Consider the following 25,651-nt stretch of genomic DNA (forward strand, 5'->3'; position numbering starts at 1 on the left):
CTCTGTCGGGGATCTTGGAGTTTCGCGGTGGGGCAGCGGGCCAACGGGCATGCTCGGGTAGTTCCGATGACCGATGCAGCGGTCGAGGTGCCCGTTGTCCTCCGCCCACGTTCCGGTGAGCAGGTCCCGCCTCTGACTGCGCAGGTCACGCGGGCGAGCAACCCGGGCGGTACGACGGCGATATGAGTGAGAGACCGCCTCGACGGGCTGTGGCAGGACGAGGACTTCGCCGACTGGTACCCGCGTGACGGGCGTCCAGGTCTCTCGCCTGCTCAACTGGCTACCGTAGTGGCCACCACGGTTTCGGTGAGCCAATCGGTCTGGCTGCCACCGCGCCTGGGGTAGCGAAGGACGTCCTGTTTCCCGCCAGACCCTTGACGTCTTGGTAGCTCAAGTCATCCAGCCGCGCTCCGAACAGATCTTCCAAGCGCCGTGATCGCATCACCATGCATGAGAACTATCCCCAGGGCGCGACCCGCCGCAACGCTTTTGACGATGCGGACCTCCCGCGCCTGACACGCTGGTGCGCGGACTGGGCCGCCATACCATCGACTCGTACTTGGCACGTTGAGCAGGCGGTAGTACTCCGCGCTCGGCTCCCAGCTCATGCCGCCGATCGGCCCGATGGTCAACATGTCGGTCCTTCCTTTCTCGTTTTTCCAGCGGGAACTGTGCCGTATCAGGGCCAGGGGGACGTCGAGCCCACCGGGGACGAGCATGAACACGGTCCGTGCAGACGCCAATTGAAGGCACGGATCACCGAGGTCGGGGAGCCGTTGGTGGCTGCATGTCATGGCCCGGGTCACGAATTCGGCGCACGATCAGCCGGGCCGGGCCGGGCTGGGATCCGGTCGGCCGATCGTGCGCCGGCGCACGCGATGTACACGGAGCGGTGTGTCTGGTGCGCGTCTGGCTCTTGTGCGGTCAGCGGGCGGCGAGGGCCTCGGCGGTTTCTGCCTCGGCGGTGACCGCAGGTGTTGTGTTCTTGGGGCCGCGGAAGACGATGTAGACGAGGAGGGCGCCCATGACGGCGGCGCCTGCCCACATGGATTGCTGCCAGCCGTCGACGAAGGACTGCTGGGCTGCGTGGAGCAGGTCCTGGGCGTGCGGGCCGGCGTTGCCGGCCGCTTCGACTGCGTTGGCAACGCCGTCGCGCGCGGTGTCCGCGGTTCCTTGGGGGATGCCGTGCAGCCGGTTGTCGATGGCGCCGCGGTAGCCGTTGGCCAGCAGCGCGCCGAGCAGAGCGACGCCGAGTGCGGTGCCGAACTCGCGGGTGACGTCGTTCAGGGCAGAGGCCACGCCCTGCTTGGCGCGCGGCAGGGACGCCGTGATGGCGGTGGTGGACGGGGTCATCGACAGGCCCATGCCCAGCCCCATGGCGAGCAGTCCGGGCAGGATGGACACGTAGCCGCCCTTGACGGAGACGAGCAGGGCCATGAGTACGAGACCGAGTCCGGCCAGCGTGATGCCTGCCGCCATGGTGGAGCGGGAACCGATGCCCGCGGCGAGCTTGGGGGCCAAGCCGGAGGTGGCCATCATCATGACGGCCATGGGCATCATGGCGGCCGTGGACAGCAGCCCGGACCAGCCGAGCACGGCCTGGAAGAACGGGAAGAGGACCACGCCGATGCCCGCCTGGACACCGAAGACCACCAGCAGTGTGATCGAGCCGCCGCTCAGGCCGCGCTCGCGGAACAGCCGTACGTCCAGCAGTGCGCTGTCGCGGCGGTGCAGCTCCCAGGCCACGAAGCCGATGGCCGCGAGGAGACCGACGGCGAGGCTGATCAGAGTGACGGGGGCGGTCCAGCCGCGTTCGGGACCTTCTTGCAGGACGAAGATGAGGCCGGTCACGGCGAGGGTGGAGAGCAGCGCGCCGGCGGTGTCGAAGCGGTGGGCCGAGGTCTCGCGGGAGTTGGGAACCGACTTCGCCGTCATGGCCAGGGCCGCGAGGATCAGGGCTACCGGCAGAGCGAACAGCCAGCGCCAGGTGGCGACGTCGACGAGGAGGGCGGAGAGGAACATACCCAGGATGCCGCCGCCGCCGGCGACGCCGGTCCATACGCCGATCGCCTTGCCGCGCTGTTCCTCGGGGAAGGTGGAGGTGATGACGGCAAGGGTGATCGGCATGATCATCGCGGCGCCGATCCCGCTGGCGACGCGTGCGGCGATCATCACCTCCGCCGTCGGGGCCAGGGCCGAGACGACGGTGGCGACGCCGAAGACGCCCAGTCCGGCGAGGAGCATGGGCTTGCGGCCCAGGCGGTCTCCGATTGCGCCGAGCGGCAGCAGCAGGGCGGCCAGGGCGAGGGTGTAGACGTTGATGATCCACAGGATTGTGTTCTGCGAGGCGCCGAACTCCACGGCCATGTGGGTCTGCGCGACGTTCAGCCCGGACACCGAGGCGATGACCGACATCAGCGCGAGGGAGACGGCGATCAGGATCGTCCGCAGCTGACGCGCGTCCGGGCTGCCTTCGTCTCTGGCCGGTGTGGCTTGTGGGGGCTGGTGTGTGCTCATGGATTCCTCACAAAATGGGCATGCCGAGGTGGCGCCGGGCAGGGCCGGTCGGCGGGTGAACGGGGTGGGGCGGGCGGTCGGCCGGGGCCTGAGGGGATGTCAGGGGGCGGGCGTCTCACCCTGTGCTGCGGCGAGCGCGGCGTCGGGGTCCGCGGTGGCCAGCACGGCGTTGATGTGGGCGCCGGCCAGGGAGCCGGCCGCGGCGGAGGCGTCGACCTGGGCGGCAAGGTCGGTGGCGGTGCCGGCCACCCACACGCCCGGCACCTCGGTGGTGCCGGCCATGCCGGAGGCGAAGCGGCGGCCCATGTTGTCGGGCAGGTCCTCCATGGGCAGCTTCAGCGCGTCCAGGCCTTCGGTGCGGGCCTGCATCTGTGTGGCGACCGCGAGGACGCGGCGGCCCACGACCTGGCCGCCGGTCGTAAAACCGTGCATGGCCGAGGTCGGCGCGTTGCGCGGGGAGCCGCTGGCGATCGCGACGCCCGAGCGGCGGGAGCGGGCCAGCATCAACGCTCCGTTCAGCCCCGCGGCGCCCCCGCCGATCACTACCGCGTCGACGGTCCCACCAGGCAGTGCGTCGATCGCGTACGGAGAAGTCGTCACAGCCATGTCCTCCTGCTCCCTCATCGTGCGTGGCCCCAGACACTGCGGACCATCTGCACGCGACGCTAACCCCGCATTGCACCGAAGGCATACAATGTTGCCCATGACGCAAGAAAGTGGAGAGCTGGACAGCCTCGTACGCAAACGCATCCGCGCCCTGCGGGTGGCGCAGGGCTTGTCACTGGAAGAGCTGGCCACCCGCTCCCACCTCAGCCAGTCCTCGCTGAGCCGTATCGAAAACGGCCAGCGCCGCCTCGCGCTGGACCAGCTGGTCACCCTCGCCCGCGCCCTGGACACCACGCTGGACCAGCTCGTGGAGACCGCCACCGACGACGTCATCACCAGCCCGACGGTCGACAGCACCTACGGGCGGATGCGCTGGACCCTGAAGGCCGACCCCGGCATGAGCGTGGTGCGCCAGCGCCTGACCGACCCCCCGCCCGACAACCCCGCCCGCATGCGCGCCCACCCGGGGCGCGAGTGGCTCGTCGTACTGTCCGGCACCGCGATCCTCATGCTCGGCCAGCGCCGCATCCGCATCGAGACCAACCAGGCCGCCGAGTTCCCCACGATGATGCCGCACGCGATCGGCACCGAGGGCGGACCCTGCGAGATCCTGGGCCTCTTCGACCGTGACGCCCGCCGCGGCCACCAGCGCGACGACGGCGACGGCAGCGACGCTCAAGGCCCTCCCGAATGACGGCGCGAGACACACGACGACCTCCGCAGCGGTGCCCTTTTGCGCGTCAGGCAGCACCTACGGCCATCGCCTTGCGCAAATAGGGAGACAGCACGCCTCTGACGCATAGTCGACCTAGGGTGAAGAGCATGGACCAAGCACACCCGCACACCCGCCACCACGGCGTTTCGCACGGCCACCACCACGAGCAGGCCACCAGCGGCCAGGCGGAGATCCTCGACCTGGACGCCGAGGTCCTCGCCGAGCACACCGCCTCCATCACCGCGTCGCTGCCACTGAAGACCGCCCCCGGCCACATCGTGGACCTCGGCTGCGGCACGGGCGCGGGCACCTTCGCCCTCCTCGACCGCTTCCCCGACGCGCACGTCACCGCCGTCGACACGTCCGCCGAACACCTTCAGCGCCTGTGCACCAAGGCGTGCACCCGCGGCGTCGAGGAACGCGTACGCACCGTGCAGGCCGACCTCGACGACGACGCCTGGCCCGACCTCGGCTCGCCCGACCTGATCTGGGCATCGGCATCGATGCACCACATGGCCCACCCCGAGCGCGCGCTGCGCACCGTCCACGACACGCTCGCACCCAACGGCCTGTTCGCCGTCGTCGAACTGGCCGGCCACCCCCGCTTCCTGCCCGAGAATGCCCCCACGGACCGGCCCGGTCTGGAAGAGCGCGTCCACGCCGCAGCCGACCGCCGCCAAGCCGAGCACATGCCCCACCGCGGCGCCGACTGGGGCCCGATGCTGACCGCCGCCGGCTTCACCGTCGAGGATGAACGCACCATCGCCGTGGACATCGAGGGCGACCGCAGCGAAGCGATCGGCCGCTACGCCCTCGGCGTCCTGCAGCGCATCCGCAGCGTCATCGCCGACAGGCTCTCCCCCGAGGACCTCACCGCGCTCGACCGACTCCTCGACACCACCCGCCCGCACAGCATCCTGCGCCGCGACGACCTGACGGTACGCACCGAACGCACCGTCTGGGCCGCCCGCCGCGCCTGACCCCCAGCACGGGGTGCCACGTCCGGCGCGGTCACGCGGAAGCAGGCCGCCACGTCCGCATGACGCAAGGGCGCTCACAAATAACCAGATGCGAGAGTTCTGAGAACAGGCTCTGAGCGACCACGTTTCCGCAGGTCGCCATTTGCAGAACTCCTGTCAAAACCCGGGTGTTCTGCGAAGCGCTTCTGAGAGCGTGACCTCATGCAGCTGACGCCCGATCAAGCCGCACATGCGGTATGACGCCACGACGTCCAGCCGGTGCCAGCGGGCGAAGCGGTAGTACGGTCTGCCAGGGCGGATAGTCGGCGGGCAGGGCCCGCCTTATGGGGAATCGAGCCGGGCTGGTGGTTCGGCCGATTGCAGAGGAAGCAGCCGTCCCGGAGCGGGAGCGCGCTGAGGACGTAGTGGCGCACGCACGAGGCCATCGCGGCCTCGTCCGGGCCGGGCAAGTCGCGTGCGGCGCGCTGTCGGCGGACGGGGTGCAGGACTCCACCATGGTCGTGAAGCGGTGCAGGTAGTCATCCACGCGGGGCGGGTGGTAGCCCAGCCCGCTCCAGCGATGTCCGCTCGCCGCGAGCGCTGTGGCACGCAGCACGAAGTCCTTCGCGCGGGCGCGTTCCCGCTCCGTCGCACCCCAGTCGAACTCCGCCAGGTCGAACCCGACGGCACCGCGCCCCATGACGTTCTGGTCCTGCAGGGTCAGCCGCGCCGCGAAGCGGAAGTCCCAGTCCTCGAAGGCGAGGTCGGACACGGCCGGCATCAGCACGTCGATGAACACCGCGGTGGCGCCATTGGACAGGTACAGGTCGTGGCTACCGCCGGAGAAGATGTTGCTCACCGACCTATGATGCGATCCCGGCCCTCGACCTGCTTGGAGAAGACGCATGACGGATGCGAGCACCGGCAAAGTGGTCGTGAACAGGGTGATGTCCCTCGATGGGTTCATCGCGGGTCCCGGTCACACGATGGACTGGGTCTTCGAGCACATGACGTCGGCGACGTTCCCGGAGGTCATGGCGGCCACGGGTGCCATGCTCATCGGCCGGGGCACGTACGAGGTCGGCAAGCGCATGTCCGACGAGAACACCGACTACGACGGCGGGGCGCAGTTCGTCCTCACCCACCGCCCGCCCGACGAGCCGGACCCCAACGTCACCTTCCTCACCTGCGACATCGAGGAAGCCGTGGCCACGGCACGCCGCGCCGCCGGCGACGAGAACCTGGAGATCCTCGGCGCCGACGTGGCCGCCCAGTGCCTGCAGCGCGGCCTCGTCGACGAGATCCTGGTGTACGTGCTGCCGGTGCTGCTCGGCGACGGCGTCCGCTTCGCGCCGCCGGGCCTCGACCGGATCGACCTGGAACCGTTCAGCAACGTCCAGTCCGGCGGGGTCACCATGCTGCGCTTCCACGTGCGCAAGTAGGCACGGTCGCAACTACTGGCCTGCTGCCATGGCCCCCGTCCCGTGGGGCAAGTTTCCCCACTCTCGCTGAACATCAACTGGCCCGACGGCGACTGCAGTTCATGGCGAACATCGGTCAGGCTCGCGACACGATCGACGCGTACGGGCGGGCGGTCGAGGACCACCTGCGGTTCTGTGCGGTTGAAGGCACAGATCCCGTACTGGCCGGTGCGGACACGGTTGCCGCCTGCACTGGGCATGCTCAGTCCGGTGGAGTACGAACTCCGCACGCCACCGGTAGCGTGAAACCAAGTGACTCGACTCCACCTGACTCGGGGCACTCCCGAGCCTCCGCCAGACCCGGAGCGGTTCGGATCTTTCCGGGCAGGCGCGGTCGACGGGGTCGGTGGGGCTCCAGCGGGTCCAGCCGCCCGTCTTCCAGCCGGGGGCGGTGCAAAGGTTGTTCAGGTAGAGCTCGCCCGGATCGTCCGCGTACGCGTTGTACTGCGCGGGGTCGATCGTCTCCCAGCGGCTCATGTCGTCCAGCTGGTCCCGAAGCTCCTTGTCCAGCTCCAGGGGGTTGGGAAACTCGGTGACCTGCTCCGGTGAGAACAGGCACGGCTCCGGGAGGTACCAGCCGTCCTGGACGATCGGCGGCTCGGGCCGTGCGTCGAGGACGTCGGTGACAGTGGCGGAGGACCGCCAGACGAGGGCGGTCTTCGGGTGGGCCATCTCGTGGTCGAAGGGGCACCACAGGACTTGGAGCAGGTCCGCGTCGGGCGGGCAGGGGAAAGGAATGTCGCGGGCGTACAACTGGGCGACGGACACGAGAGGGATCGGGCCTTCGAACCATGGGCGGCCCGCCCTGATCAGATCCAGGGTCTCCTGCTCCGCGGGGGTCCGCTCGGGTGCCACGGGTGCCACGGGGCCGCGGTGAAGGCGCTCGGCCGCTGCGGCGAGGACGCGGCGCTGGAGCCGGATGTCGTCCGGGGAGTTGATCCTGAGCGCCGCATGCCTGTCGTGCGGTTCTTCGCAGTACGGCCACGGCTCGTCGACGGGCCACAGGAGCGGCCCGCCGACGGAGCTGTCGTGCACGGTCGGCGTCCTCGTCCGCGGGTGCAGCCGAGTCGCCGTCCGCGCCAGCGGGGCCAGTTGAGGGAAGAGCGCGGTGACGTCGAACGGCCGCGGCGGGGTGGCAAACGTGGCGTTCATAGCGGTGATGCTGCCAGCAGCCGCTGACAATGCGGGTACTGATCCCCGTCAGCTGACACCAGACAGGTTCCCTGAGTCAGCAGGCGGACCAGAAGAAGATCCCAGCACTATGGAGTTCGGTCAGGTAGATGGTCTCGGTCTTCAGACGTTCTGGAAGATGCTCTACGAGTCGGCGGCCCGCGCCGATGAGGTGCTGTGCCTGAACGTGGAGGACCTATATCCGCAGGACAAGCGCGGCAGGATCACCGCCAGGGCGGGGCGATCGAGTGGATTCACTGGCAGTCCGGCACCGGCCCAGCTCCTGCCCCGACTGATCGCCCGTCGCACCCGCGGCCCGCTGTTCCTCACCGACCGCAAGGCCCCGGCCGGAACACCCGCGCTGGACGTGTGCTCCGAGACCGGCCGGACCCGGCTCTCCTATCGCCGGGCCGAGGAAATCTTCGAGGAGAACACCCGACTACTGGCCAACCCTCTCGCCTCGCCCGAGGACATCGAGGACCTGAACGGCTGGACGCTCCATCGGCTACGCCACAGTGCCCTGACACACGACGCTGAGGGCGGCACCTCCACCCCGACGCTGCTGGCCCGCTCCCGCCACGCATCCGTCCGCTCCCTGGAACGCTCCGCCCGCCCCGGCGTCGACGCAGTCGCCCGACACGTCGCCGAACGCGACCCCGCCGCCCGCCGGAAGCGCTGACGCCTCCAAGATCAACTACCCCCTTGGGCGGCAACGGCAGGAACACCTGACGAGCCGTTCGGGCGCTGTCGCGAGGCGGGGAAAGAGCCGAACGTAGGCAACCATCCCGACGGTCCTCACCAAGGTCTGGGGTACCACGACCGCCGCGGCCGCAGCCATGCCGTCCGGCATAGGCCGACGCCTCGCCGAACCGCCGGCGTATCGCGCTTAGCGGGGCCTGAGTCCGTCGACGACGATGTCCAGCATTCGGTTCAGCTGGGGGCGCTGCTCGGGTGCGCCGGCCACGGAGAGCAAACCGGCGAGGATGCCGCCTACCTCGACCGGGTCGATGTCGCTGCGCAGTTCTCCTGCTGTGGCGCCGGCCTCGAGCACCATCGCCAGGACCTGCTGGACCTCGTCGCAGACCGGTCCGGTGCCGAAGCGGCCGGAAGCGCTCATGGCGACCAGGGCCTCGCAGATGCCGCGTCGTTCACCGGCCCAGTCGGCGAATCGGAGCATCCACGCGCGGAGGGCCTGCGCGGGCGGCGCGGTGGCCAGCAGGGTGCGCGCATCTTCGCGCAAGGGCCGGATCTGGTCCCGGTAGACCTCTTCGACCAGATCCTCTCTGGTGGGGAAGTGCCGGTACAGGGTGGCGTTCCCCACTCCCGCGCGTTTGGCGATCGCGTCCAGCGAGATCGCGCGTCCGGACGCGAAGGCTTCGGCGGCTGTAGCGATCAGCTGCTCGCGGTTGCGCTGCGCGTCGGCGCGCAGGGTGCTGCGTGGAGGTGTCATGACCTTCGCGATCGTGAGTGTCGGATGAGCTCGGGAGTGATTCGGGGATGTCCCCGGTTAAGTGTACGGTGAGGCAAACGGGGAGGTCCCCGATTATGGGTGGTCTCACCCATCCCTTCAGCGACGAAAGGTTGCCATGCCTACAGCTCTCATCACCGGGGGGACGACCGGGATCGGCAGAGCGACGGCCGAGCTGCTGCACGCCCGCGGCTACCAGGTCGCGGTCACCGGACAGAATCCCGAGTCCCTCGCGCGGGCGCGGTCCGAACTCCCCGGCGACGTGCTCGTCGTCCGATCCGACGGGCGCGTGCTCTCCGACACCGACGCCCTGATGTCGGCGGTGTCCGCGCGGTTCGGATCGCTGGACCTGCTCTTCCTCAACGCCGGGATCTTCCGTCCGGCACCGGTTGCCGAGGTGACGGAGGAATCGTTCGACGAGCACGCCGACCTCAACTTCAAGGGCCAGTACTTCACCCTCCAAAAGGCCCTTCCCCTCATGAACGACGGCGGCTCGATCGTGCTGACCGTCGGCATCGGATCCCGTCGCGGCACCCCTGGCGCCACGGTGGGGGCGGCGACACGCGGCGCGCTGCTGGCCATGCTGCCCTCGCTCGCGCTGGAACTGGCCCCGCGCAGGATTCGCGTCAACGCCGTGAGCCCCGGGGCCACCGACACCCCGCTGCTCAACAAGCTGGGGGTGTCCGAGAGCGGCCGGGACGCCATGCGCTCGAAGATCCCCTTCGAGCGCTTCGGATCCAGCCAGGAGGTCGCGGAAGCAGTCGCCTTCCTCGCCTCGGACGCCGCCGGCTACATCACCGGCCAGGACATCACCGTGGCCGGCGGCTACGGGCTCGGTGCCTGAAACCCGGGCGAGTCGACCACCAATCCGCACCTCTCGAACGCCACGAACCGCACCTCACAGGAGAACACGATGGCACTCACTCTCGACACCTATCGGCTGCTGGGCCGTTCCGGACTCCGGGTCTCACCGCTGGCGCTGGGCACGGCGACCTTCGGCACCGAGTGGGGCTGGGGCGCCGAGCGCGACGAGGCGCGCAAGCTCTTCGACCGCTACACCGAGCTCGGCGGCAACTTCTTCGACACCGCCAGCACCTACACCAACGGCAGCTCCGAGCGACTGCTCGGCGAATTCGCCTGCACCAACCGCGACAAGATCGTGCTGGCGACGAAGTACTCGACGCTGCGTCAGCCCGGTGACCCGAATTCCGGGGGTACCCACCGCAAGAGCATGCTGGCGTCGGTGGAAGCCAGTCTGCGGCAGCTGAACACCGACTACATCGATCTGCTCTACGTGAACGTATGGGACTTCAGGACGCCGGTGGAGGAGATCCTGCGGGGCCTGGACGACCTGGTGAGGCAGGGCAAAGTGCTGTACGTGGCGATCTCCAGCGCCCCGGCCTGGCAGGTGTCGCGCATGCAGGCGATCGCCGACCTGCGCGGCTGGTCGCCACTGGTCGCACTGGAGACCGAGTACAGCCTCATCGGGCGCACCGCGGAGCGTGACCTGATCCCGATGGCACGCGAGATGGGACTCGGCGTGGTCCCCTTCTCCCCGTTGGGCGGCGGGGTGCTCACCGGCAAGTACAGCCGGGAGGACCAGAACCCGGCGGGCTCCGTTGTCGGCGAAACCGCCGGCAACCGCAAGAGCCTCAACGTCGCCCTGGGATGGGTCACCGACCGCAACCTTGCCATTGCCGATGCGGTGAAGGAGGTGGCCTCGGAGCTGGGCCGCACACCCGCCCAGGTCGCACTGGCCTGGACCCTGAACGCCCCGGGTGTGACGGCACCCGTCATCGGCGCCCGCACCATCGCGCAACTGGAGGACAACCTGGGTGCCCTGCAGGTCGACCTCACTCCTTCCCAGCTGGCCCGCCTCGACGAGGTCAGCGCCATCGACCTCGGCAATCCGCACGACCTGCTCGCCAGCGATCACATCCGCACGGTCACCACAGGCGACATGAAGATCGAAGCCCTCGGCTGATTCGCTTCATGAACAGCGACATCCAGATATATCGACATGACTTGGCGATGGAACGGAGCAATCTCGGTATGGGTGAGTACAGCGACAAGAATGTGGTGATCACGGGTGGCAGCAGCGGCATGGGGCTCGCGCTGGCGGAGCTGCTGGTGCAAGGCGGAGCCCGCGTGGTGATCACCGGCCGTTCTCAGGCCAAGCTCGACGCGGCACGCGAGCGGCTCGGCGAGAACGCCGTGGCCGTCCGGGCGGACGTGGCCTCACTGTCCGACCTGGATGTGCTCGCCGGCCGTGTGAAGAGCGAGCTCGGCTCGATCGAGGCTTTGTTCGTCAACGCCGGCATCTCACCCCTCACGCCCCTCGAGTCGACGACCGAGGACGTGTACGACGAGCTGTTCGCGATCAACGTCAAGGGCGCCTTCTTCACTGTGCAGAAGCTCGCTCCGCTGCTGAGCGCGAACGCCGGCATCGTCCTCACCACCTCGATCGCGAACGTCATCGGCATGGTGGACACCAGCGTCTATGCGGCCGGCAAGGCGGCGCTGCGCTCGATGGCCCGCTCCTTCTCCCGCGAGCTGCTTCCGCGGGGAATCCGTGTCAATGCGATCAGCCCGGGTCCCATCGACTCGGGGATTCTGGAAACGATGAACTTGTCCAAGGAGGCCGCTGACCAGTTCAGGGCGGAGCGGACCGCGAGCAACCCCATGAAGCGCTACGGCACCGTCGAAGAGTTCGCCAAGGCGGCCGCATTCCTCGCCTTCGATGCCACGTACACCACCGGCATCGAGCTGGCCGTGGATGGCGGCGAAACCCAGCTCTGAGCTCGTCTGCCGTCCCGCCACGGGCGTAAGGCCCGCTACCACGGCGCTTTCAGGGGGCGCTGCAATACGTGGTCGTGTCGAGCAGGCCGCGAGCAGTTTTGCAGGCGCTCGGCTGGGGTTTCCCAGCCGAGCGTTTTGCGTGGGCGGCCATCGAGTTCGGCGGCGACGGCGTCAAGATGCTCGCACCAGGAGGTTGTCGCGGCCCATGAAGACACGCCGACTGAACCTTCCCCCGTGAAGTGGACACCTGTTTGTGCCGTTATGCGGCGAGGGTGCTGGTGACCAGATGCTGTTCGTAGGCGATCGGAGCCCCAGCTCCTCACCCCAGGGCCGCCGGTCTACCCTCGGGGGCGCGCGGCCTGGGCACGGCGTCCCGGGCGGTCAGGTCCAGGTCGAGGCGTCTGTTCATGTCCAGCTCGAACCGGCCGTAGGGATTCACATGGGTCCAGAACAGCGGGGGAGAGCGCTCGCCGGTCCGCGTCAGTGAGGGTGTCGGCCCACTTCGGATCGGCGAGGACCTGCTGCATCAGCAGCGTGTTGACGTGGACCAGAGCGGACTGGAGCAGGTGCAGCGCGAGCATGCTGACCTCCTGGAACTCCTTGTCCGCGCCGGCCAGGTCGCCGTCCTTGCCGTAGAAGAGGTCCTTGTTCGCGGAGTTCCAGTTCTCCACGACCTGGAGCCCTTCGTGGATCTCCTGGCGCACTTCGACGTCGGCGAGGTAGTCGCAGACGAACGCGGTCCGCACGGCCCGCCCGAGTTCTTCGATGGCCTGGTAGGTGGGGTGCTTGGGGCCGCCGCGGGTGAAGCGGCGCAGGTCCTGCTCGGCTTCGGCGGTGCCCAGGTGCAGCGCGGTGGTGTACTTCACGATCTGGTCGTACTGCTGGGCGATCAGTTCCCAGTTGATCGTCTTGGTGGACAGCACCGGTGCGAGGTTCGGCCACTTCTCGTCCTGCCCGGCGGCCGGCCGGTACAGCTCCGCGGAGCCGATGTTCTTCAGCCTCGGCATCAGCTTGAAGTCGATCGTGTGAGCGAAGGCGAAGCCGACGATGGAGGCGCCGTGGGTGTCGGTGTACTGCCGGTCGACGTCCATGTCGGTGCAGTGCCGCAGCACGCCCTCGATCATCGAGGCGACTTCGGAGGCCGAACAGCTCTTGAGCTGGAGTGGATGCAGACCGACTTCCGCTCGACGTGCCAGTAGATCATCACCCCGGGGCCGCGGTAGCGTTGGTGCCACTCGGTCATCAGGTTCGAGGACCAGACGCCGAACTTGCGGCTGTCGGAGGCGCACGCAGTACCGGTGCCCCACCACATCTCGTCCCGGGCAGCGAAGGTGGCGTTCACCAGCTTGCGCAGGGCCGCGCGTATGTTGGTCCGGTTGACGAACAGGTGCCGCACCCGCCGCAGCGTCGCCTTCTGCGAGCAGGTGACCGCCGCCGGACGCAGCGTCCTGGACCTGCTGGAGCGCTACCGGGCCTGCGAGCTGCCCTTCGAGGTCTTCCTGGAACTGCTGGGGGTGCTGCGCCCGCGCAACTACTCGATCTCCTCCTCCGCCGAGGCGGCACCCGGTGAGGTCGACCTGATGGTGTCGCTGCTCGCTGCGCCCCACCGGGGCGGCGAGGGCACCTTCCGCGGCATCGGCTCGCACTACCTGCAGACCGTGACAGCCGGCGACACCGTCCAGGCCCGGGTGCTGCCCTGCAGCGAGGCCTTCCGCCTGCCCGAGGACGACTCCGTGCCGGTGACCCTGATCAGCGCGGGCACCGGACTGGCACCCTTCCGCGGGGCCGTCCTGGACCGTCACCACGTCAAGTCGACCGGCACGCTGCTGTGCTACTTCGGCTGCGATCACCCCGACGTCGATTACCTCCACCGCGAGGAGTTCGAGGCGGCCGAGGCCGGCGGAGCCGTCAGTATGCGACCCACCTTCGCCTGCGCCCCCGAAGACGGTGCCCGCTTTGTCCAGGACCGCATCGCCAAGGAGAGCGACGAGGTCTGGGCGGCGCTGGAAGCCGGCGGACTGTGTCTACGTCTGCGGTGACGGCCGCCGCATGGCCCCCGCCGTGCGTGAGGCGTTCATGGTGATCTACCGGGACCGCACCGGAGCCGGCGCTGAAGAGGCCACCGCCTGCCTGGCCGCCCTGGCCGAGTCCGGTCACTACGTGGAGGACGTCTGGGCCGGCTGACCGCCCCGCGGCCCGGGGCAGCGTCCACCGCACCGGATCCCCGATCAATCCGCCACGGACGTCCAACGTGTTCGTGGCGCGGTTCCCTGAGAGGCCATCTCACTTGGCGAGTCCGCGGTAGCAGATCAGGGTGCAGGCGAGGCTGGTGAAGGCCAGGAAGTGATCGGCCTTGCGTTCGTAGTGGCCGTGCAGACATCGGCATCCGGCGAGCCGGACCATGGTGCGTTCGACGGTCCAGCGGTGACATCCGAGTCGTTGGGTGACATCCCAGTCGTTGCGAGGTCTTCGCTGCGGGCGGCTTCGTCCTGGATCGTCCAGCTGGTGCGGAGCGCCGTCGACCAGTACCGCCCACGGCCTGCGGTGCCCGGATCGCGGTACGCGGCTGGTCGAAAGCCCGGGCGATGACGCCGGCGGAGGCGTCGGCGACCGATCCCTCCAGCCAGCTGCCTCTCGCTTTCGGCCGGGGCTGCAGCATCAGGTCCCCGCCTCGGCGCCACGCTGGGCGATCACATCGCGCCGACACCCGGGTTGTCTGCCGGACGTCGGCGTCGGCCTGGCCCACCGCGTTGGCTTGATCAGCAGCTCGGGCACGGAGCCCAAGCGGCGGGCCGGTGAGCCGGCGCAGCCGACGTGCCGGCATGCGGTTTTGGTCGGTCAGTCCGTGCTGAGGGGAATCCGCAGCCGCACCTGGTAGCCGCCCTCCGTGGTCGGGCCCGCCTCCAGGGTGCCGTGGAGGATGTCGGCCCGTTCCCGCAGGCCGACCAGACCGTGATGTGATCCTGGCAGGGACAAGGAGGGACGTGTGGGCGGGGTGTTGGCGACGGTCACTCCGAGGTGGTCGCCGTCCTGCCACAGCTCGACGCGGGCGGTTGCGCCGGGGGCGTGCTTGCGGACGTTGGTCAGCGCCTCCTGGACCGTACGGTAGAGGGCCCGTTGGGCCGGTGTGCCCACGGTGGGCGGGAGTTCACCTTCCAGCTGTGCGTGAGTGCCGCTGGATTCCACGAGTTTGTGCAGGTCGGCCAGGGTGGGCTGAGGCGTCAGCTCCGTGGCGTGGCCGCCGGATGCGCGCAGCAGCGTGACCATGGTGCGCAGTTCGTCGAGTGTGGTGACGCTCAGCAAACGGATCGTGCGGGCGGCCTTTCTGGCGTTCGGGTCCTGGGCGGCTACCTGCATGGCTCCGGCCTGTACGGCGATCAGGCTGACCTGGTGGGAGACCACGTCGTGCATCTCGCGGGCCAGTTGGGCGCGTTCGCGGGCGAGTACGGCCTGGGCGTGCAGGGCCCGCTCGTGTTCCCTGGCCTCCTCGATCTCGGTCAGCCGCCGCGCCAAGTCTCGGTGCGCCTGAAGGAGTTGTCCGAAGAGGACCGGGGCGACCGCGGTGGCCAGGCTGTACACGAAGTCGATCAGCGTCATGGTCCGGCCGACCTCGGCGAAACTGGCCAGGGGCCACGGAACACTGCTCGCGACCGCGACCAGGGCGACGCACCCCGCGAGGAGAGTTCGGCTGCGGGAACGTTCGGCCAGGGTGAACAGCGCCACAAGCGGAGCGACGGCGACCGGCTGAGTCGTCGCGATCGGCAGGGTGAGCAGGAAAACGACGAGCGGGAACCTGCGCCGGAAGGCCAGCGCGGCACAGCCAAGCGCGGCCAGCGCGACACCGAGTCGCGTGTCGTCCCACAGGGTCAACCACAGGTCCACGGCTGCCACCGCCACCAGGACGAGGTCGACGACCGGCGCGGGCACCCGCTCCCACAGGGCACGTGCGCGATTCATAGTGTGGCTTCCGGCTGCGGGCGCTCGTCGAGCAGCCCTGCCCGCTGCGCCAGCAGCGCGGCCTGCACCCGGCTGGTCACCCGCAGCTTCGTGAAGATCGCGCTGACGTGATCCTTCACGGTGCCGGCTCCCAGGTGGATGCGCGCCCCGATGTTGACGTTCGACAGACCCTCCGCCACCAGGGCGAGGACGTCCCGCTCACGGGCGGTAAGGAGCCGGACGCGGGCCGCCTCCTCGTCGACGGCGGCCTCGGCGCGGGGGTGGCTGTGCAGCAGGGTCCGCGAAGCCTTGGGGGAGAGCACCACGCCGCCCGCGGCCAGGGTGCGCACCAGCTGGGCGAGCTGCTCCGGCTCGGTGTCCTTGAGCAGGAAACCGGCTGCCCCGGAGTGCAGCGCGGTCAGGATGTACTCGTCGGCGTCGAACGTGGTCAGCATCGCCACCACGGGAGCGTCCGGCATCATCCGCAGCTCGCGCAGGACGGTGAGGCCGTCGACGTCCGGCATCCGGATGTCCAGCAAGACCACGTCGGGCCGCTCCCGGCGGACGGTCTCCACGGCGTCGCCACCGCTCGCGGTCGCGACGACCTCGATGTCCTCGGCCGCGCCCAGGATGAGCCCGAAACCCGACCGCACCAAAGCCTCGTCGTCCACCACCACCCGCACCACCCGATTCACGCGCGCTCCGCCTCACCTTCGTCCCTACCGCCCGGCTCATACCGCCTCGACCCTAAAGCCGCGGAACGTACCTGCAGCATCTCGGATGCCAGCTCCAGCCGCCCGGCGGGGTATCACCCTCCAGTCGGCAGGGGCACGGCAGCCTTCTGCCGGATACTCCGCGGCACGTCCGGTCTGTCGGCGGCGGTTGAATCCTGACCCGGTGTGGGCGGTCGAGTTCTGACCCACCGGGTCTGATTGCCGGTGTTCAGTCGGTGTCGTGTGTGGCGGTGGGGACGCGTCCGAGTTGGCGTCCGCGCATGCGGTAGGAGTCGCCTTTGAGGGAGTGGACCTCGGCGTGGTGGACGAGGCGGTCGATCATGGCGGCGGCCACGGTCTCGTCGCCGAAGACCTCGCCCCAGCGTCCGAAGGGTTTGTTGCTCGTGACGATCACACTCGCTCTTTCGTATCGGTTCGAGATCAGCTGGAAGAACAGGTTCGCGGCCTCGGATTCGAAGGGGATGTAGCCGACCTCGTCGATCACGATCAGCGGATAGCGGGACAGTTTGGTGAGCTCGGCCTGGAGGTGTCCGCCATGGTGGGCGGCGGCCAGGCGGTCGACCCATTCGGCGGCGGTGGCGAACGCGACCCGGTGGCCGGCCTGGCAGGCGCGGACCGCGAGTCCGATTGCCAGGTGTGTCTTCCCGGTCCCCGGAGGTCCCAGAAAAACGGCGTTCTCCTTGCCGGTGATGAAGTCCAACGTGCCCAGATGCGCGAGTTGTTGGCGCGTTATGCCGCGCAGATGGGTGATGTCGAGTTCCTCGATCGTCTTGATCGCGGGGAAGCGGGCGGTGCGGATGCGGGCCTCGCCGCCGTGGGACTCGCGGGCGGAGACCTCCCGCTGGAGGCAGGCGACGAGGAACTCGGTGTGTGTCCAGGTCTCCTTCAGGGCGCGTTCGGCCAGGCGTTCGGCGGCGTCCAGCAGGGCCGGGGCCTTCATCGCCCGGGCCAGGAAGGACAGGTCGGCGGCGGTCTGGCGGCCGGTGCGGGGCCCCGCCGGGGCGGTGGTCCTGGTGGTGGCGGGCATCAGGAGACCTCCGGATCATCGGCCTGGCCGCCGCCCTCGATGAGGGTGAACATGCGGTCGTAGGAGTCGAGTTGGCGTTGTTCGACCTCGACGAGATCACTTGCGGTGGCAGCGTTGTGCCGGCGGGCGGCCTGGGCCTGGGAGGCTTGGTGGTGGCGGTAGTCGCCGCGCAGAACGGCGGCGGCGCGGGCATGGACCGGGTCGGTGATGGTCTGCTGCTTGGCCCAGCACCGCGGGTGGCGGGCGACCTCGGCCCCGCCGGGAGCGAGGGTCACGACGACTTCGTCGGTGTCGGTGCGGACCTGGACTTTCTTGCCGATGGCGAGGGGGTGCACGGAGTAGTCGCAGGTGTCGACGCGGATGTAGTGGTCGCGGCCGATGCGGGTGGCGAAGCGCCACCAGCGCGGCGGGTCGACCGGCGGCAGGGCGAGCATCTGGGCCCGGTCGGCTTCCCACCGGTCGACGGGGCGGGCGCCGAGGGTGCGGTGCTGGCGCCGGTTGGCGATGGCCAGCCAGGTGGTCAGCTGGGTGTTGAAGTCGTCGGGGCCGGTGAAGGTGCGGCCGGGCAGGAAGCTGGTCTCCAGGTAACCGTTGGCCCGCTCCACCAGCCCTTTCGCTTCTGGATCGCGGGGTCGGCAGAGGTAGATCCGGGTGGCGAGCAGGCCCGCGAACGCGGCGAAGTCGCCGGTCACCTTGCCGCGGCCGATGCCGGCCTCGTTGTCCCAGACCAGCATCCTCGGGACCGCGTTCCAGCCGGTCAGCAGCTTCCAGTGGCCGTCGATCAGGTCGCCGGTGGTGCGGGTGGGCAGCATCCGCGCCGCGATGATCCGCGAGTAGCCGGACACCATCACGAGCACCGGCGGGTGGCCGGACTGCCCGTATCCGAGCGGGATGTCGACGGGCGGGAACCACAGGTCGCACTGGGCCAGCTCGCCGGGCTGATAGGTGGTGCGTGAGACCGGGTCGACGGGCAGATAGGCGGGCCGCAGCTCGCGTACGCGTTCTTTGAGGACGGTCATGCCACGGTCCCAGCCGATCCGCTCGGCGATCACGGTCGCCGGCATCGTCGGGGTCTGCTTCAGCAGTTCCCGGATCTGCGGCTCGACCGCGTCGACCGCCGAGCCCTTCGCCGGCCGGGAGTAGACCGGCGGCCGGTTCGTGGCCAGGGCCCGCTTCACGGTGTTCTTCGAGATGCCCAGCTGCCGGGCGATCGCCCTGATCGGCATCTGCTCGGCCCGGTGCAGCCTGCGGATCTCTGCCCAGTCCTCCACGGAAATCACCCTCTTCTCCTGACCTTCGATCAAGATCAGGTTGGTCAGAAGACCACGAAGTGGGTCAGTTTTGATCCGCCGTCAGAGGGTCACGATTCACCCGTCGCCGACACGGTCTCCAGCCTGAGAGACATGACACAGCGCGCAGACTCCCCGCCGACCGACGCACCATCCCCTGAACACGAGCGCGGTGTGCCCACGCCGGGCGCGCCCGGCGTGGGCCGGCTGGTTGGGCTGGACCTGGCCAGGGGCCTGGCCGTCTTCGGCATGTATGCGGTCCATGTGGGTCCCGCCCCGGGCCAGGACGGTGTCATCGGCTTCCTGATGGAGCTGGCGCAGGGCCGCTCCTCCGCCCTGTTCGCCGTCCTGGCCGGCTTCGCGGTCGCCCTCATCACCGGGCGCCGCACACCCAAGACCGGCCTGGCCGGCCGCCAGGCCGTCGCCAAGGTGATCATCCGGGCCGGGATCCTGATTGCCCTGGGCACCGCCCTGACCATGACCGGCACCCCGGTCGTGCCGATCCTCGCCTTCTACGGCCTGTTCTTCCTGCTCGTGCTGCCGCTGTACCGGCTGGGCGCCAAGCCGCTGGCGCTGATCGCGGTGGGCTGGGCCCTGGTGGGCCCGCAGCTGCTGTACGCGCTGAAGCCGGTGGTCGGCGGCCGCGTATTCCTCTCCTACGGCCAGGCCGACGGCCCCGTCTCGCTGTTCTTCACCGGCGGCTATCCGGCCCTGACCTGGGTCCCGTTCGTCATCGCCGGTATGGCTGTCGCCCGCTGCGACCTGGCCGCCACCGCCGTACGCATACGCCTCGCCCTCACCGGTGTCGCCCTCGCCGTCACCGGCTACGGCGGCTCCTGGCTGGCGGTGCGTCTTGTACCCGGTGCCGCCGAAGCCGTCCGGAAAGCCGAACAAGGATCGGGCATGTCATCCATGGCGTCTGTATCGCCCGACAGCATCGGCATCTTCGGCGACACCCCCGCCGGGATGCTGGCCGCCGCCCCGCACAGCGAGGCGACCCTGTCCATCGTGGCCGCCACCGGCGTGGCGATCCTCGTGATCACCGCGTGCCTGGCCGCCATGGACGCCTTCCCCCGGCTGCGCCGCCTGGCGGGGCCCGTCATCGCGGTCGGCTCGATGTCACTGACGGCGTACGTCTACCACATCATCGCCATCTGGCTCCTGAACACCGACGGCCAGAGCGCCTCGCCCCTGTACATCCTGCTCGGCTTCATCGCGTCCGTCACCGTCCTCGCCACCATCTGGTCCCGCTTCTTCCAACGAGGGCCGCTCGAATGGCTGATGGGCAGGGCGACCGAGATCGCCCGTCGTATTCAATGAGACGCATCGAGGAAGCGCGACCTCGCCAGCAAGAACTGCGATTCCGCGGTGGTCGACCATCAGCGAGCGGCCTCGATCACCCGGGCTGGTGATGCGGCGTTCGGGACGCGTTCGGGACACAAGGATGGGAACAGACTGACAAGAGTAGAAAAGCTCCGACATCACTTACCCCCCCCATCGTCATCAAGGAAGGCCTCGACGCCTGGCAAGGCAAGAGTTGCTGTGCGCCGGCCATCTCGTCCGCCGTAGAGGCGGACGCCTGCGGCTGCTAGCCCGACTGCAACTGCTGCTGACACGGCTCGCCACTCCGATTGCCCAAGTTCCCACCGAACCCACGGATGCCTTGAGCTGATGCACACAGACTGACCCGAGAGTTCCCACTGAGCAGGCTGCAGTTTCCGCGAACCCGCGGGGCTCTGCGGTCTCGGGACTGGGGGCTCGCATGTTGAGGTGTCGCGTATTCGTCAGCGGAAACCGATTCTTATCCTCAGGGCGTGACGGACAGTGATCACCGGGAAGTCTCGCCTCCGCTGGGTGTCTCGTGATCGCGATTCGCCGCTTACTCCAGGTAGAGAGCTGCCAAGCGTGGCAGGTGGCGAGTCATTTCGCCTCGGTCGTCGAAGTCGAAGTCCCAGGTGGTGTCCAGCTCCGGGTATCGGATGGTGAATGCGTCGTCCGGGAGTTGCTTGCCGGTCGCCATGACGTGTGCGTTCCAGACGATGCTCAGCGTCTCCTCACAATCGAGATCAACTCCGTCGGCCGCTGCAGCTCGCACGATGGGCACTTCTGACAGGGCATCGGGGTCGGCAACTATGCGCTCGAAGACCTCGCGTCCCTGAGCGATCAGCCAGCCGCGGAAGTAGTCGAAGCCGTCGTCGGAGCATCCGCCGTTGATCACGTAGGCAGCAGCCCACAGAGGATTCGTATAGGAGTCGGCCATCAGGTCCCACAACACCTGCTGAGCGGCGACGATCTCCTCGGCCGGGTGCGTGGCCAGTTGCGAGGCTGCCCGGCGGGCGACGACTTCTCCGTCGTTCAGGTTGGACACCTGGTTGCGGGCTGCCTCGATGAGCTGCCAGAACTGCTCTTTGTTCATGGCGGCAGAGCATGCCACCTGGTACTGACATCATGCCGGCCCCAGGAGGTTGGCTCGCCAGAGCAAGCAAGCCGCCCCCCTCAGCATGTGTGGTCGCCAGGGGCGTATCGGCTCCAGGTCCTCCAGCTTCGGTGACCAGGCGGGTGGCTGTCTCGTCGTGGTGGCCGAGCGCCTTCGCGATGGTGAGGGCTGGGGCCTGGAAGACGAGTTGGCGGATCGCGGAGATCCTGCCACGTTGCGGTGGGACACCGGTCTTCCGCAGGTGGCCTTGGAGGCTGACCGGATTCAACCTCCTTGGAAGGCGAGGTCCATCAGGTAGCCCAGCCGAGTTGGGGGTGTACGGGCGGACTGGGGTGTGCAGGGCGGTGTGGGGCGAGTCGTAGGACCGTCAGACCAGGGCGCCGATCGCGGCCAGGAGGAGCAGAGCCAGGGCTGCCAGGATCAGGTCGCCCGCACGCCGGAGACGGCAGTACTTGCCGAGGGCGATCTGGGACAGGACCCGAACGCGGGCTGCCCTGCTGTCGCCGAGCATGCGCTCACGGATCTCGGCTTCCGCCAGGTATGCCAAGTACGGAAACGAGGCCAGTCGCCATCGCGCAAGCTGGGGCCGCATGACCAGGAGAAGCAGCACGGAAGCGGTGGCCAGGACGAGAACGTTAGCTGCGCCGAAGGCTTGCGTGGCGGCGGGCAGTTGGTGGTCGGCGAGGGAGGTGGGCCCGGCGGGGACGGCGCCGGTGAACGCGCACAGCAGGCTGGACTCGCCGTCGGCGCGGGCGGTAACGCGCGGGTTCGTAAATTCCGGGACTGGCAGGACGACGAACCCGGTCGTCTGCCCACCTTGGAAGCGGCAAACTACAAGCTCCGTCCTCCTTTCCCCCGGCTTCAGCGCTGGAGGGACTCAGTTGCTGATCTCGACTTGGCACGGCTCGATGCCCGGCGCTGGGGGACCACTGCCATCCGCGGGTGCAGTGTCTGCGATCGGCCGATCGAGCAGGGTGGGCTCCACCAGGTGTGGATCTCGCTGAGGGTGGCCACCGAAGTCTTGCCTCTCTTGGTCAATGCCTGCTCGGCAGCTTGCCCTTTTGTACTTCCCTCCGGCGCTGAGAACTACGTGCAGTTGCCGAATACAGGCGGCAGGGTCGAGCAGCCACCGTCCGACTGAGACTGATCCCATCCATGTGCGTACTGACGTAGCGGCGCACGGCTCCGCGCACTCAGCGTTTGCCAACGTCACGCTGATGCATGGTGAAGGACCAGGAGGGCTTTCACGGCGTCAGTGATGCGGTTGGTGCTGCAGCGGAGTTTCCGCAGGAGGCGCCGGCCCTTGAGGGGGCCATCGCCTGCTCTCCGACGCAGTGGATCTTGGCGTGGGTGGTGTCGCGTGGGACGGCGGCCTCGAAACGGCACCCGGACAAGGTCGCCGGCGCCTTGGTACGCCTTGTCGGACCAGCATCTGAGTCCCGTATCGGCGAGGGTTTCGTTGATCGTGTGGCGGTAGACGGTCGCGATCCCGATGCCGGACCCGGCGGCGAGCTGAGCCTAGGTGTGTGCGTACCACAGATGAGCCAGGGCGAGCAGAGCCTGACGTGCAGCGGAGAGACGTTGCCACCGCGTCCTGATCTCCATACGACGCACGGTCAGTTGTACCGTCAGGAACCGCAAAATGCGGTTGGACAGATATATCGAGGACGGGCGGACAAGCACGTGAAGCTCCTGGCGGACACGAGTGATCCTGGTCGAGAACCCGTCTCCCGGGAGCTTCGTCGTTGCGCAAGACTGTCCAACTCGCGGTCAGAACCGCCAGCTTGGAAACGGCTCAATGACCGTCAGACTGGTGCAGTCGGCTCATCCCAACGATGCGCCGAACAGGCCAGCCTCGGCATCATCAGCTGACAACTGCACCGTCCCCCGGTGAGAGATCTCCACCTTGTAGAACTCCTTGCCTTTGGGAACTCCCTCGACGGCGACATCGAACGTGCATGTCCCGGAGCTCAGCGTCGAGACACCAAGGTGCCCGGTGGCGATGACCGTGCCAGCCGCGTCGTACACGGTGACGGCCGTACCTTCCGCGATATCGTCGAAGCCACCGCTACCCTTGCATCCGCCCAGGCCGTTGCCGACCGCGTCCTTGGTGAGTTCGAAGGTGTCAGTGAGAGTGAAAGTGCTGGGCTCGGTCTCGGCAGCGAGCGTGGTACTGCTGCTCGCGCTCTCTGGACTGTTGGCGGTGTCCTGGCCGCCGGCGAAGCCCCACACGGCGCCCACGGCACCCCCTCCGATGACGACACCCGCAAGCGCGGCGAGCAGGAGAGGGCGCCGCCTGGACGCCGGCGGTCTAGGCGATCCGGGCGGAGCATCTGGTGGTGGCGGGTAGTCGGCGCTCATGGCCCCTCTTGGACGCACGTGCTTGAGATCCCATCGTCTGCGCTGCGCGGCCGACGTGCACGTTTTACGCCAGGAGCTTCGCCTGCAGGCATGAATGCGGCGAACTCATTGACGGTTGGTTGAGCGGCGGGCATGAAATCGCGCTGGGGCGGGGTCACTGCTGGGGATGTTTCCGGTGGGCATGGCTTCCTCGACAATACGCGTCCCTTGTTTTCCGGCCGAGGCAGGCAAGGGCTCAGTAGTCGAAGGTCTGTGAGGCATTTACGGAGCCAATCACTCTTGGCAAGCGGCCTCGTCAACCATGTACCCCGTTTCGTTGTCCGACGCGAGGCATGTTTTGTAGGGCGTGCTCCGGTTGTAGATGATGCTGCTGGCAACGAAAGGCGCACCAGAATCATCTACTTCGACGCTGTCTGCCGTTTCTCCGATTCTCACTTGGACGGCCAATTTCCAAGTGCATTGCCTACGCGTCACGGCTCGTACTTCATAGACGATTGATTCACCCTTCGCGAGCTCGTGGAAGTGTGTGGTGAAATACGGTCGGCGGTCGAACGAACCGTTCATGCGGACCGCTCGGGCCTTATGGTCGCCCGCGTCCAAATCGACACGCAGAATCTTGACCGGCCCACCGCCTTGAAGAGGGCCGCGCACCAGTGCCCCCGTGGGTGCGGGTCTGCACCTGACCTGCTTTGCCTCCATCCCTTCGATGAGGGTGGGCTCACTCCGTGCTCCGCGGAGCACGACCCGTACGCGGAGGGCGAATCCGCCCTCACTCACACGTACTCCGCCATAGGATTGGGCGATAAGGGCCAGCTTATCGTATGCCAGCCCGGCTGACTGAATCTTCCTTACCTGCTCGTTTTGAAGTTTTTTGGTAAACACCCAGGTAGCGCCGTCCTCGTCCAGATCCCAAGGCACCTGCGCGCTCGCGTGCAACAGAGGAGCGCGACTTTCCGTCACGGATTCCTGCAGAAGGGGCAGCAGGAGAAAGATGAGGCCCACCGCGACGCCGCCGATGAATCCATTGCTGGCGAGGGCGGATCGGAACCTGCTGAGGCCCGAGGTCGCGTACCCTCGGACCCGACGGAGTTGTTGCGTGGCACGTTCCTGCCAAGCGTGGTCTGTGGAATCCGATTCGGGATCCGCGCTGTCGCTTTCGCCGTTGTTGCTCGTGGTCATGCCTCTCCTGCCAGCTCAGCTCTGGCCTGCATGTTGACGGATCGCCGACACCGCGCAGAGGCGTTGTACGCAAGGCTGCGCAGGTGGACCGGTTCTGTCCGCAGCGTGATCGTTCCTTGGCAGCAGGGTCTGGCGTCGGCGAGGAGTGTTGCCAGACTGTTGGCGCTCATTCGAGCCGGTGGGTGTCGTGGGCCTGCGGGAGACTGATTCGCCACTACGGAGGGGTGCTCAGGTGTCAACGGACCGACGGCCAATGGACCTTGAGGCGTATGTGGAGCGGACTCGGAGCGGCCCGTGCTTCGTTTGTGCGTTCCTGGCCGGGAATCCGGACTACCGGCACGAGACGGTTTTTGAGGATGGCGATCACGTAGCGTTCCTGGACAGGTGGCCCACGGTGCCGGGCAAGGTTCTGGTCGCACCGAAGGCGCACGTCGAGCACGTCGTGCGCGACCTGGACGAGGCGGCCTACAGCCGGATGATGATGTTCGTCCGGGAGATCGCCCTCGCCGTCGAGGCCGTCTGCGAGCCGGAGCGCACATACCTCTACTCGCTCGGCAGCCAGCAGGGCAATGCGCATCTGCACTGGCACATCGCCGCTCTGCCGCCCGGCGTCCCCTACCCTGAGCAGCAGTTCCACGCTCTGATGACGGAGAATGGTGTCCTGGCGCTGCCGCCGGACCGGGCGGCTGCGATGGCCGCAGGCCTGCGTGAGGCGGTCATCGCCCGGGACGAGCTCAAGCCGGGATGACCGGCGGCGTCCGGCTGTTGCCAGATCGGCCGTACACCTGACGGGCCTTGCTGGTCGAAACCGGTCGCACAGGGATGCGGCCACAGTTGATCATCTGTGTGTGAAGACAAAGGATCATGCGATGGTCGCAGGTCACAGCGCAGACCCTGCCCGCCGGCAGGAGACGTTTGAGGGCCTGAGGGGCCGCATCGCGGGCCGCACGACGACACGTCAGGCGACTGCCGA

The 25,651-nt window shown here is 68.2% G+C and carries 21 protein-coding genes and 4 pseudogenes; 10 read left to right on the top strand and 15 right to left on the bottom strand.

All coding sequences use genetic code 11. The features are described from left to right. Positions 1 to 924 precede the first annotated feature (924 nt). Complete coding sequence (locus tag O1Q96_RS21940; protein WP_269249828.1) at positions 925 to 2,517, bottom strand: MFS transporter; 1,593 nt, start codon at positions 2,515 to 2,517, stop codon at positions 925 to 927. A 423-nt stretch (positions 2,518 to 2,940) separates the two neighbouring features. Further along, positions 2,941 to 3,123 (bottom strand): annotated as a pseudogene (locus O1Q96_RS44775) (FAD-binding protein); the annotation flags it as partial. 88 nt (positions 3,124 to 3,211) lie between these two features. Between O1Q96_RS44775 and O1Q96_RS21950 the strand changes: the two are divergent. Continuing rightward, positions 3,212 to 3,817, top strand: a complete 606-nt coding sequence (locus tag O1Q96_RS21950) for an XRE family transcriptional regulator (RefSeq protein ID WP_269249830.1) — start codon at positions 3,212 to 3,214, stop codon at positions 3,815 to 3,817. A gap of 128 nt (positions 3,818 to 3,945) precedes the next feature. Then, the gene (locus O1Q96_RS21955) at positions 3,946 to 4,818 is read left to right on the top strand and encodes a class I SAM-dependent methyltransferase (RefSeq protein ID WP_269249831.1); all 873 of its coding nucleotides are present in this window, start codon (positions 3,946 to 3,948) and stop codon (positions 4,816 to 4,818) included. Between the two features lie 199 nt (positions 4,819 to 5,017). On the opposite strand, the gene O1Q96_RS21960 is transcribed toward O1Q96_RS21955, so the two are convergent. Continuing rightward, positions 5,018 to 5,656, bottom strand: coding sequence for a hypothetical protein (locus O1Q96_RS21960; RefSeq protein WP_269249832.1), 639 nt, complete (start codon positions 5,654 to 5,656; stop codon positions 5,018 to 5,020). 46 nt (positions 5,657 to 5,702) lie between these two features. Between O1Q96_RS21960 and O1Q96_RS21965 the strand changes: the two genes are divergently transcribed. After that, the gene (locus O1Q96_RS21965; RefSeq protein WP_269249833.1) at positions 5,703 to 6,239 is read left to right on the top strand and encodes a dihydrofolate reductase family protein; all 537 of its coding nucleotides are present in this window, start codon (positions 5,703 to 5,705) and stop codon (positions 6,237 to 6,239) included. Between the two features lie 99 nt (positions 6,240 to 6,338). On the opposite strand, the gene O1Q96_RS21970 is transcribed toward O1Q96_RS21965, so the two are convergent. Next, complete coding sequence (locus O1Q96_RS21970; protein WP_269249834.1) at positions 6,339 to 7,430, bottom strand: hypothetical protein; 1,092 nt, start codon at positions 7,428 to 7,430, stop codon at positions 6,339 to 6,341. Positions 7,431 to 7,539: 109 nt separating this feature from the next. Here O1Q96_RS21970 and O1Q96_RS21975 point away from each other — a divergent pair, with 109 nt between their 5' ends. Beyond that, positions 7,540 to 8,127: a site-specific integrase gene (locus O1Q96_RS21975; RefSeq protein ID WP_269249835.1), complete on the top strand. Its 588-nt coding sequence runs from the start codon at positions 7,540 to 7,542 to the stop codon at positions 8,125 to 8,127. Between the two features lie 207 nt (positions 8,128 to 8,334). On the opposite strand, the gene O1Q96_RS21980 is transcribed toward O1Q96_RS21975, so the two are convergent. Next, entirely contained in the window at positions 8,335 to 8,898 is a 564-nt protein-coding gene (locus O1Q96_RS21980) for a TetR/AcrR family transcriptional regulator (RefSeq protein ID WP_269249836.1), read from the bottom strand. A gap of 136 nt (positions 8,899 to 9,034) precedes the next feature. On the opposite strand from O1Q96_RS21980, the gene O1Q96_RS21985 reads away from it, so the two are divergent. From O1Q96_RS21985 to O1Q96_RS21995, 3 genes are all read left to right on the top strand, one after another. After that, the gene (locus tag O1Q96_RS21985; RefSeq protein WP_269249837.1) at positions 9,035 to 9,760 is read left to right on the top strand and encodes an SDR family oxidoreductase; all 726 of its coding nucleotides are present in this window, start codon (positions 9,035 to 9,037) and stop codon (positions 9,758 to 9,760) included. 69 nt (positions 9,761 to 9,829) lie between these two features. After that, entirely contained in the window at positions 9,830 to 10,900 is a 1,071-nt protein-coding gene (locus tag O1Q96_RS21990) for an aldo/keto reductase (RefSeq protein WP_269249838.1), read from the top strand. 68 nt (positions 10,901 to 10,968) lie between these two features. Then, entirely contained in the window at positions 10,969 to 11,715 is a 747-nt protein-coding gene (locus O1Q96_RS21995; RefSeq protein ID WP_269253682.1) for an SDR family oxidoreductase, read from the top strand. A 338-nt stretch (positions 11,716 to 12,053) separates the two neighbouring features. Here O1Q96_RS21995 and O1Q96_RS22000 read toward each other — a convergent pair. Continuing rightward, a pseudogene (locus O1Q96_RS22000) lies at positions 12,054 to 13,111 on the bottom strand (transposase). A gap of 16 nt (positions 13,112 to 13,127) precedes the next feature. On the opposite strand from O1Q96_RS22000, the pseudogene O1Q96_RS22010 reads away from it, so the two are divergent. Beyond that, a pseudogene (locus tag O1Q96_RS22010) lies at positions 13,128 to 13,899 on the top strand (ferredoxin reductase domain-containing protein); the annotation flags it as partial. Positions 13,900 to 14,553: 654 nt separating this feature from the next. Here the strand turns inward: O1Q96_RS22010 and O1Q96_RS22020 are convergent. From O1Q96_RS22020 to istA, 4 genes are all read right to left on the bottom strand, one after another. Next, the gene (locus tag O1Q96_RS22020) at positions 14,554 to 15,672 is read right to left on the bottom strand and encodes a sensor histidine kinase (protein ID WP_269249841.1); all 1,119 of its coding nucleotides are present in this window, start codon (positions 15,670 to 15,672) and stop codon (positions 14,554 to 14,556) included. Beyond that, positions 15,669 to 16,337: a response regulator gene (locus O1Q96_RS22025; RefSeq protein ID WP_269253683.1), complete on the bottom strand. Its 669-nt coding sequence runs from the start codon at positions 16,335 to 16,337 to the stop codon at positions 15,669 to 15,671. The genes O1Q96_RS22020 and O1Q96_RS22025 overlap by 4 nt, the downstream gene beginning before the upstream one ends. Positions 16,338 to 16,593: 256 nt before the next feature. Continuing rightward, entirely contained in the window at positions 16,594 to 17,412 is an 819-nt protein-coding gene (gene istB / locus O1Q96_RS22030; protein WP_269249842.1) for an IS21-like element helper ATPase IstB, read from the bottom strand. Further along, positions 17,412 to 18,692, bottom strand: a complete 1,281-nt coding sequence (gene istA, locus O1Q96_RS22035) for an IS21 family transposase (RefSeq protein ID WP_269249843.1) — start codon at positions 18,690 to 18,692, stop codon at positions 17,412 to 17,414. The genes istB and istA overlap by 1 nt, the downstream gene beginning before the upstream one ends. Before the next feature lie 123 nt (positions 18,693 to 18,815). On the opposite strand from istA, the gene O1Q96_RS22040 reads away from it, so the two are divergent. After that, positions 18,816 to 20,021: a DUF418 domain-containing protein gene (locus tag O1Q96_RS22040; protein WP_269249844.1), complete on the top strand. Its 1,206-nt coding sequence runs from the start codon at positions 18,816 to 18,818 to the stop codon at positions 20,019 to 20,021. A gap of 559 nt (positions 20,022 to 20,580) precedes the next feature. On the opposite strand, the gene O1Q96_RS22045 is transcribed toward O1Q96_RS22040, so the two are convergent. The 5 genes and pseudogenes from O1Q96_RS22045 to O1Q96_RS22065 form a co-directional block, all read right to left on the bottom strand. After that, positions 20,581 to 21,117 (bottom strand): DUF4240 domain-containing protein, encoded by a 537-nt coding sequence (locus O1Q96_RS22045; protein WP_269249845.1) that lies wholly within the window; start codon positions 21,115 to 21,117, stop codon positions 20,581 to 20,583. Between the two features lie 388 nt (positions 21,118 to 21,505). Continuing rightward, a complete protein-coding gene (locus tag O1Q96_RS44255) occupies positions 21,506 to 22,003 on the bottom strand; it encodes a Pycsar system effector family protein (protein ID WP_331276106.1) in 498 nt (165 codons plus the stop codon). Positions 22,004 to 22,347: 344 nt separating this feature from the next. After that, positions 22,348 to 22,821, bottom strand: a pseudogene (locus O1Q96_RS22055) (hypothetical protein). A 141-nt stretch (positions 22,822 to 22,962) separates the two neighbouring features. Next, positions 22,963 to 23,379: a hypothetical protein gene (locus O1Q96_RS22060; protein ID WP_269249846.1), complete on the bottom strand. Its 417-nt coding sequence runs from the start codon at positions 23,377 to 23,379 to the stop codon at positions 22,963 to 22,965. Positions 23,380 to 23,772: 393 nt separating this feature from the next. Next, on the bottom strand, positions 23,773 to 24,678 hold the full coding sequence (locus O1Q96_RS22065) for a hypothetical protein (RefSeq protein WP_269249847.1): 906 nt from the start codon (positions 24,676 to 24,678) through the stop codon (positions 23,773 to 23,775). A 253-nt stretch (positions 24,679 to 24,931) separates the two neighbouring features. On the opposite strand from O1Q96_RS22065, the gene O1Q96_RS22070 reads away from it, so the two are divergent. Continuing rightward, the gene (locus O1Q96_RS22070) at positions 24,932 to 25,426 is read left to right on the top strand and encodes an HIT family protein (protein WP_269249848.1); all 495 of its coding nucleotides are present in this window, start codon (positions 24,932 to 24,934) and stop codon (positions 25,424 to 25,426) included. The last annotated feature ends 225 nt before the right edge of the window (positions 25,427 to 25,651 follow it).

It is taken from the genome of Streptomyces aurantiacus, from assembly GCF_027107535.1.
In the GTDB taxonomy this organism is placed as follows: Bacteria; Actinomycetota; Actinomycetes; order Streptomycetales; family Streptomycetaceae; genus Streptomyces.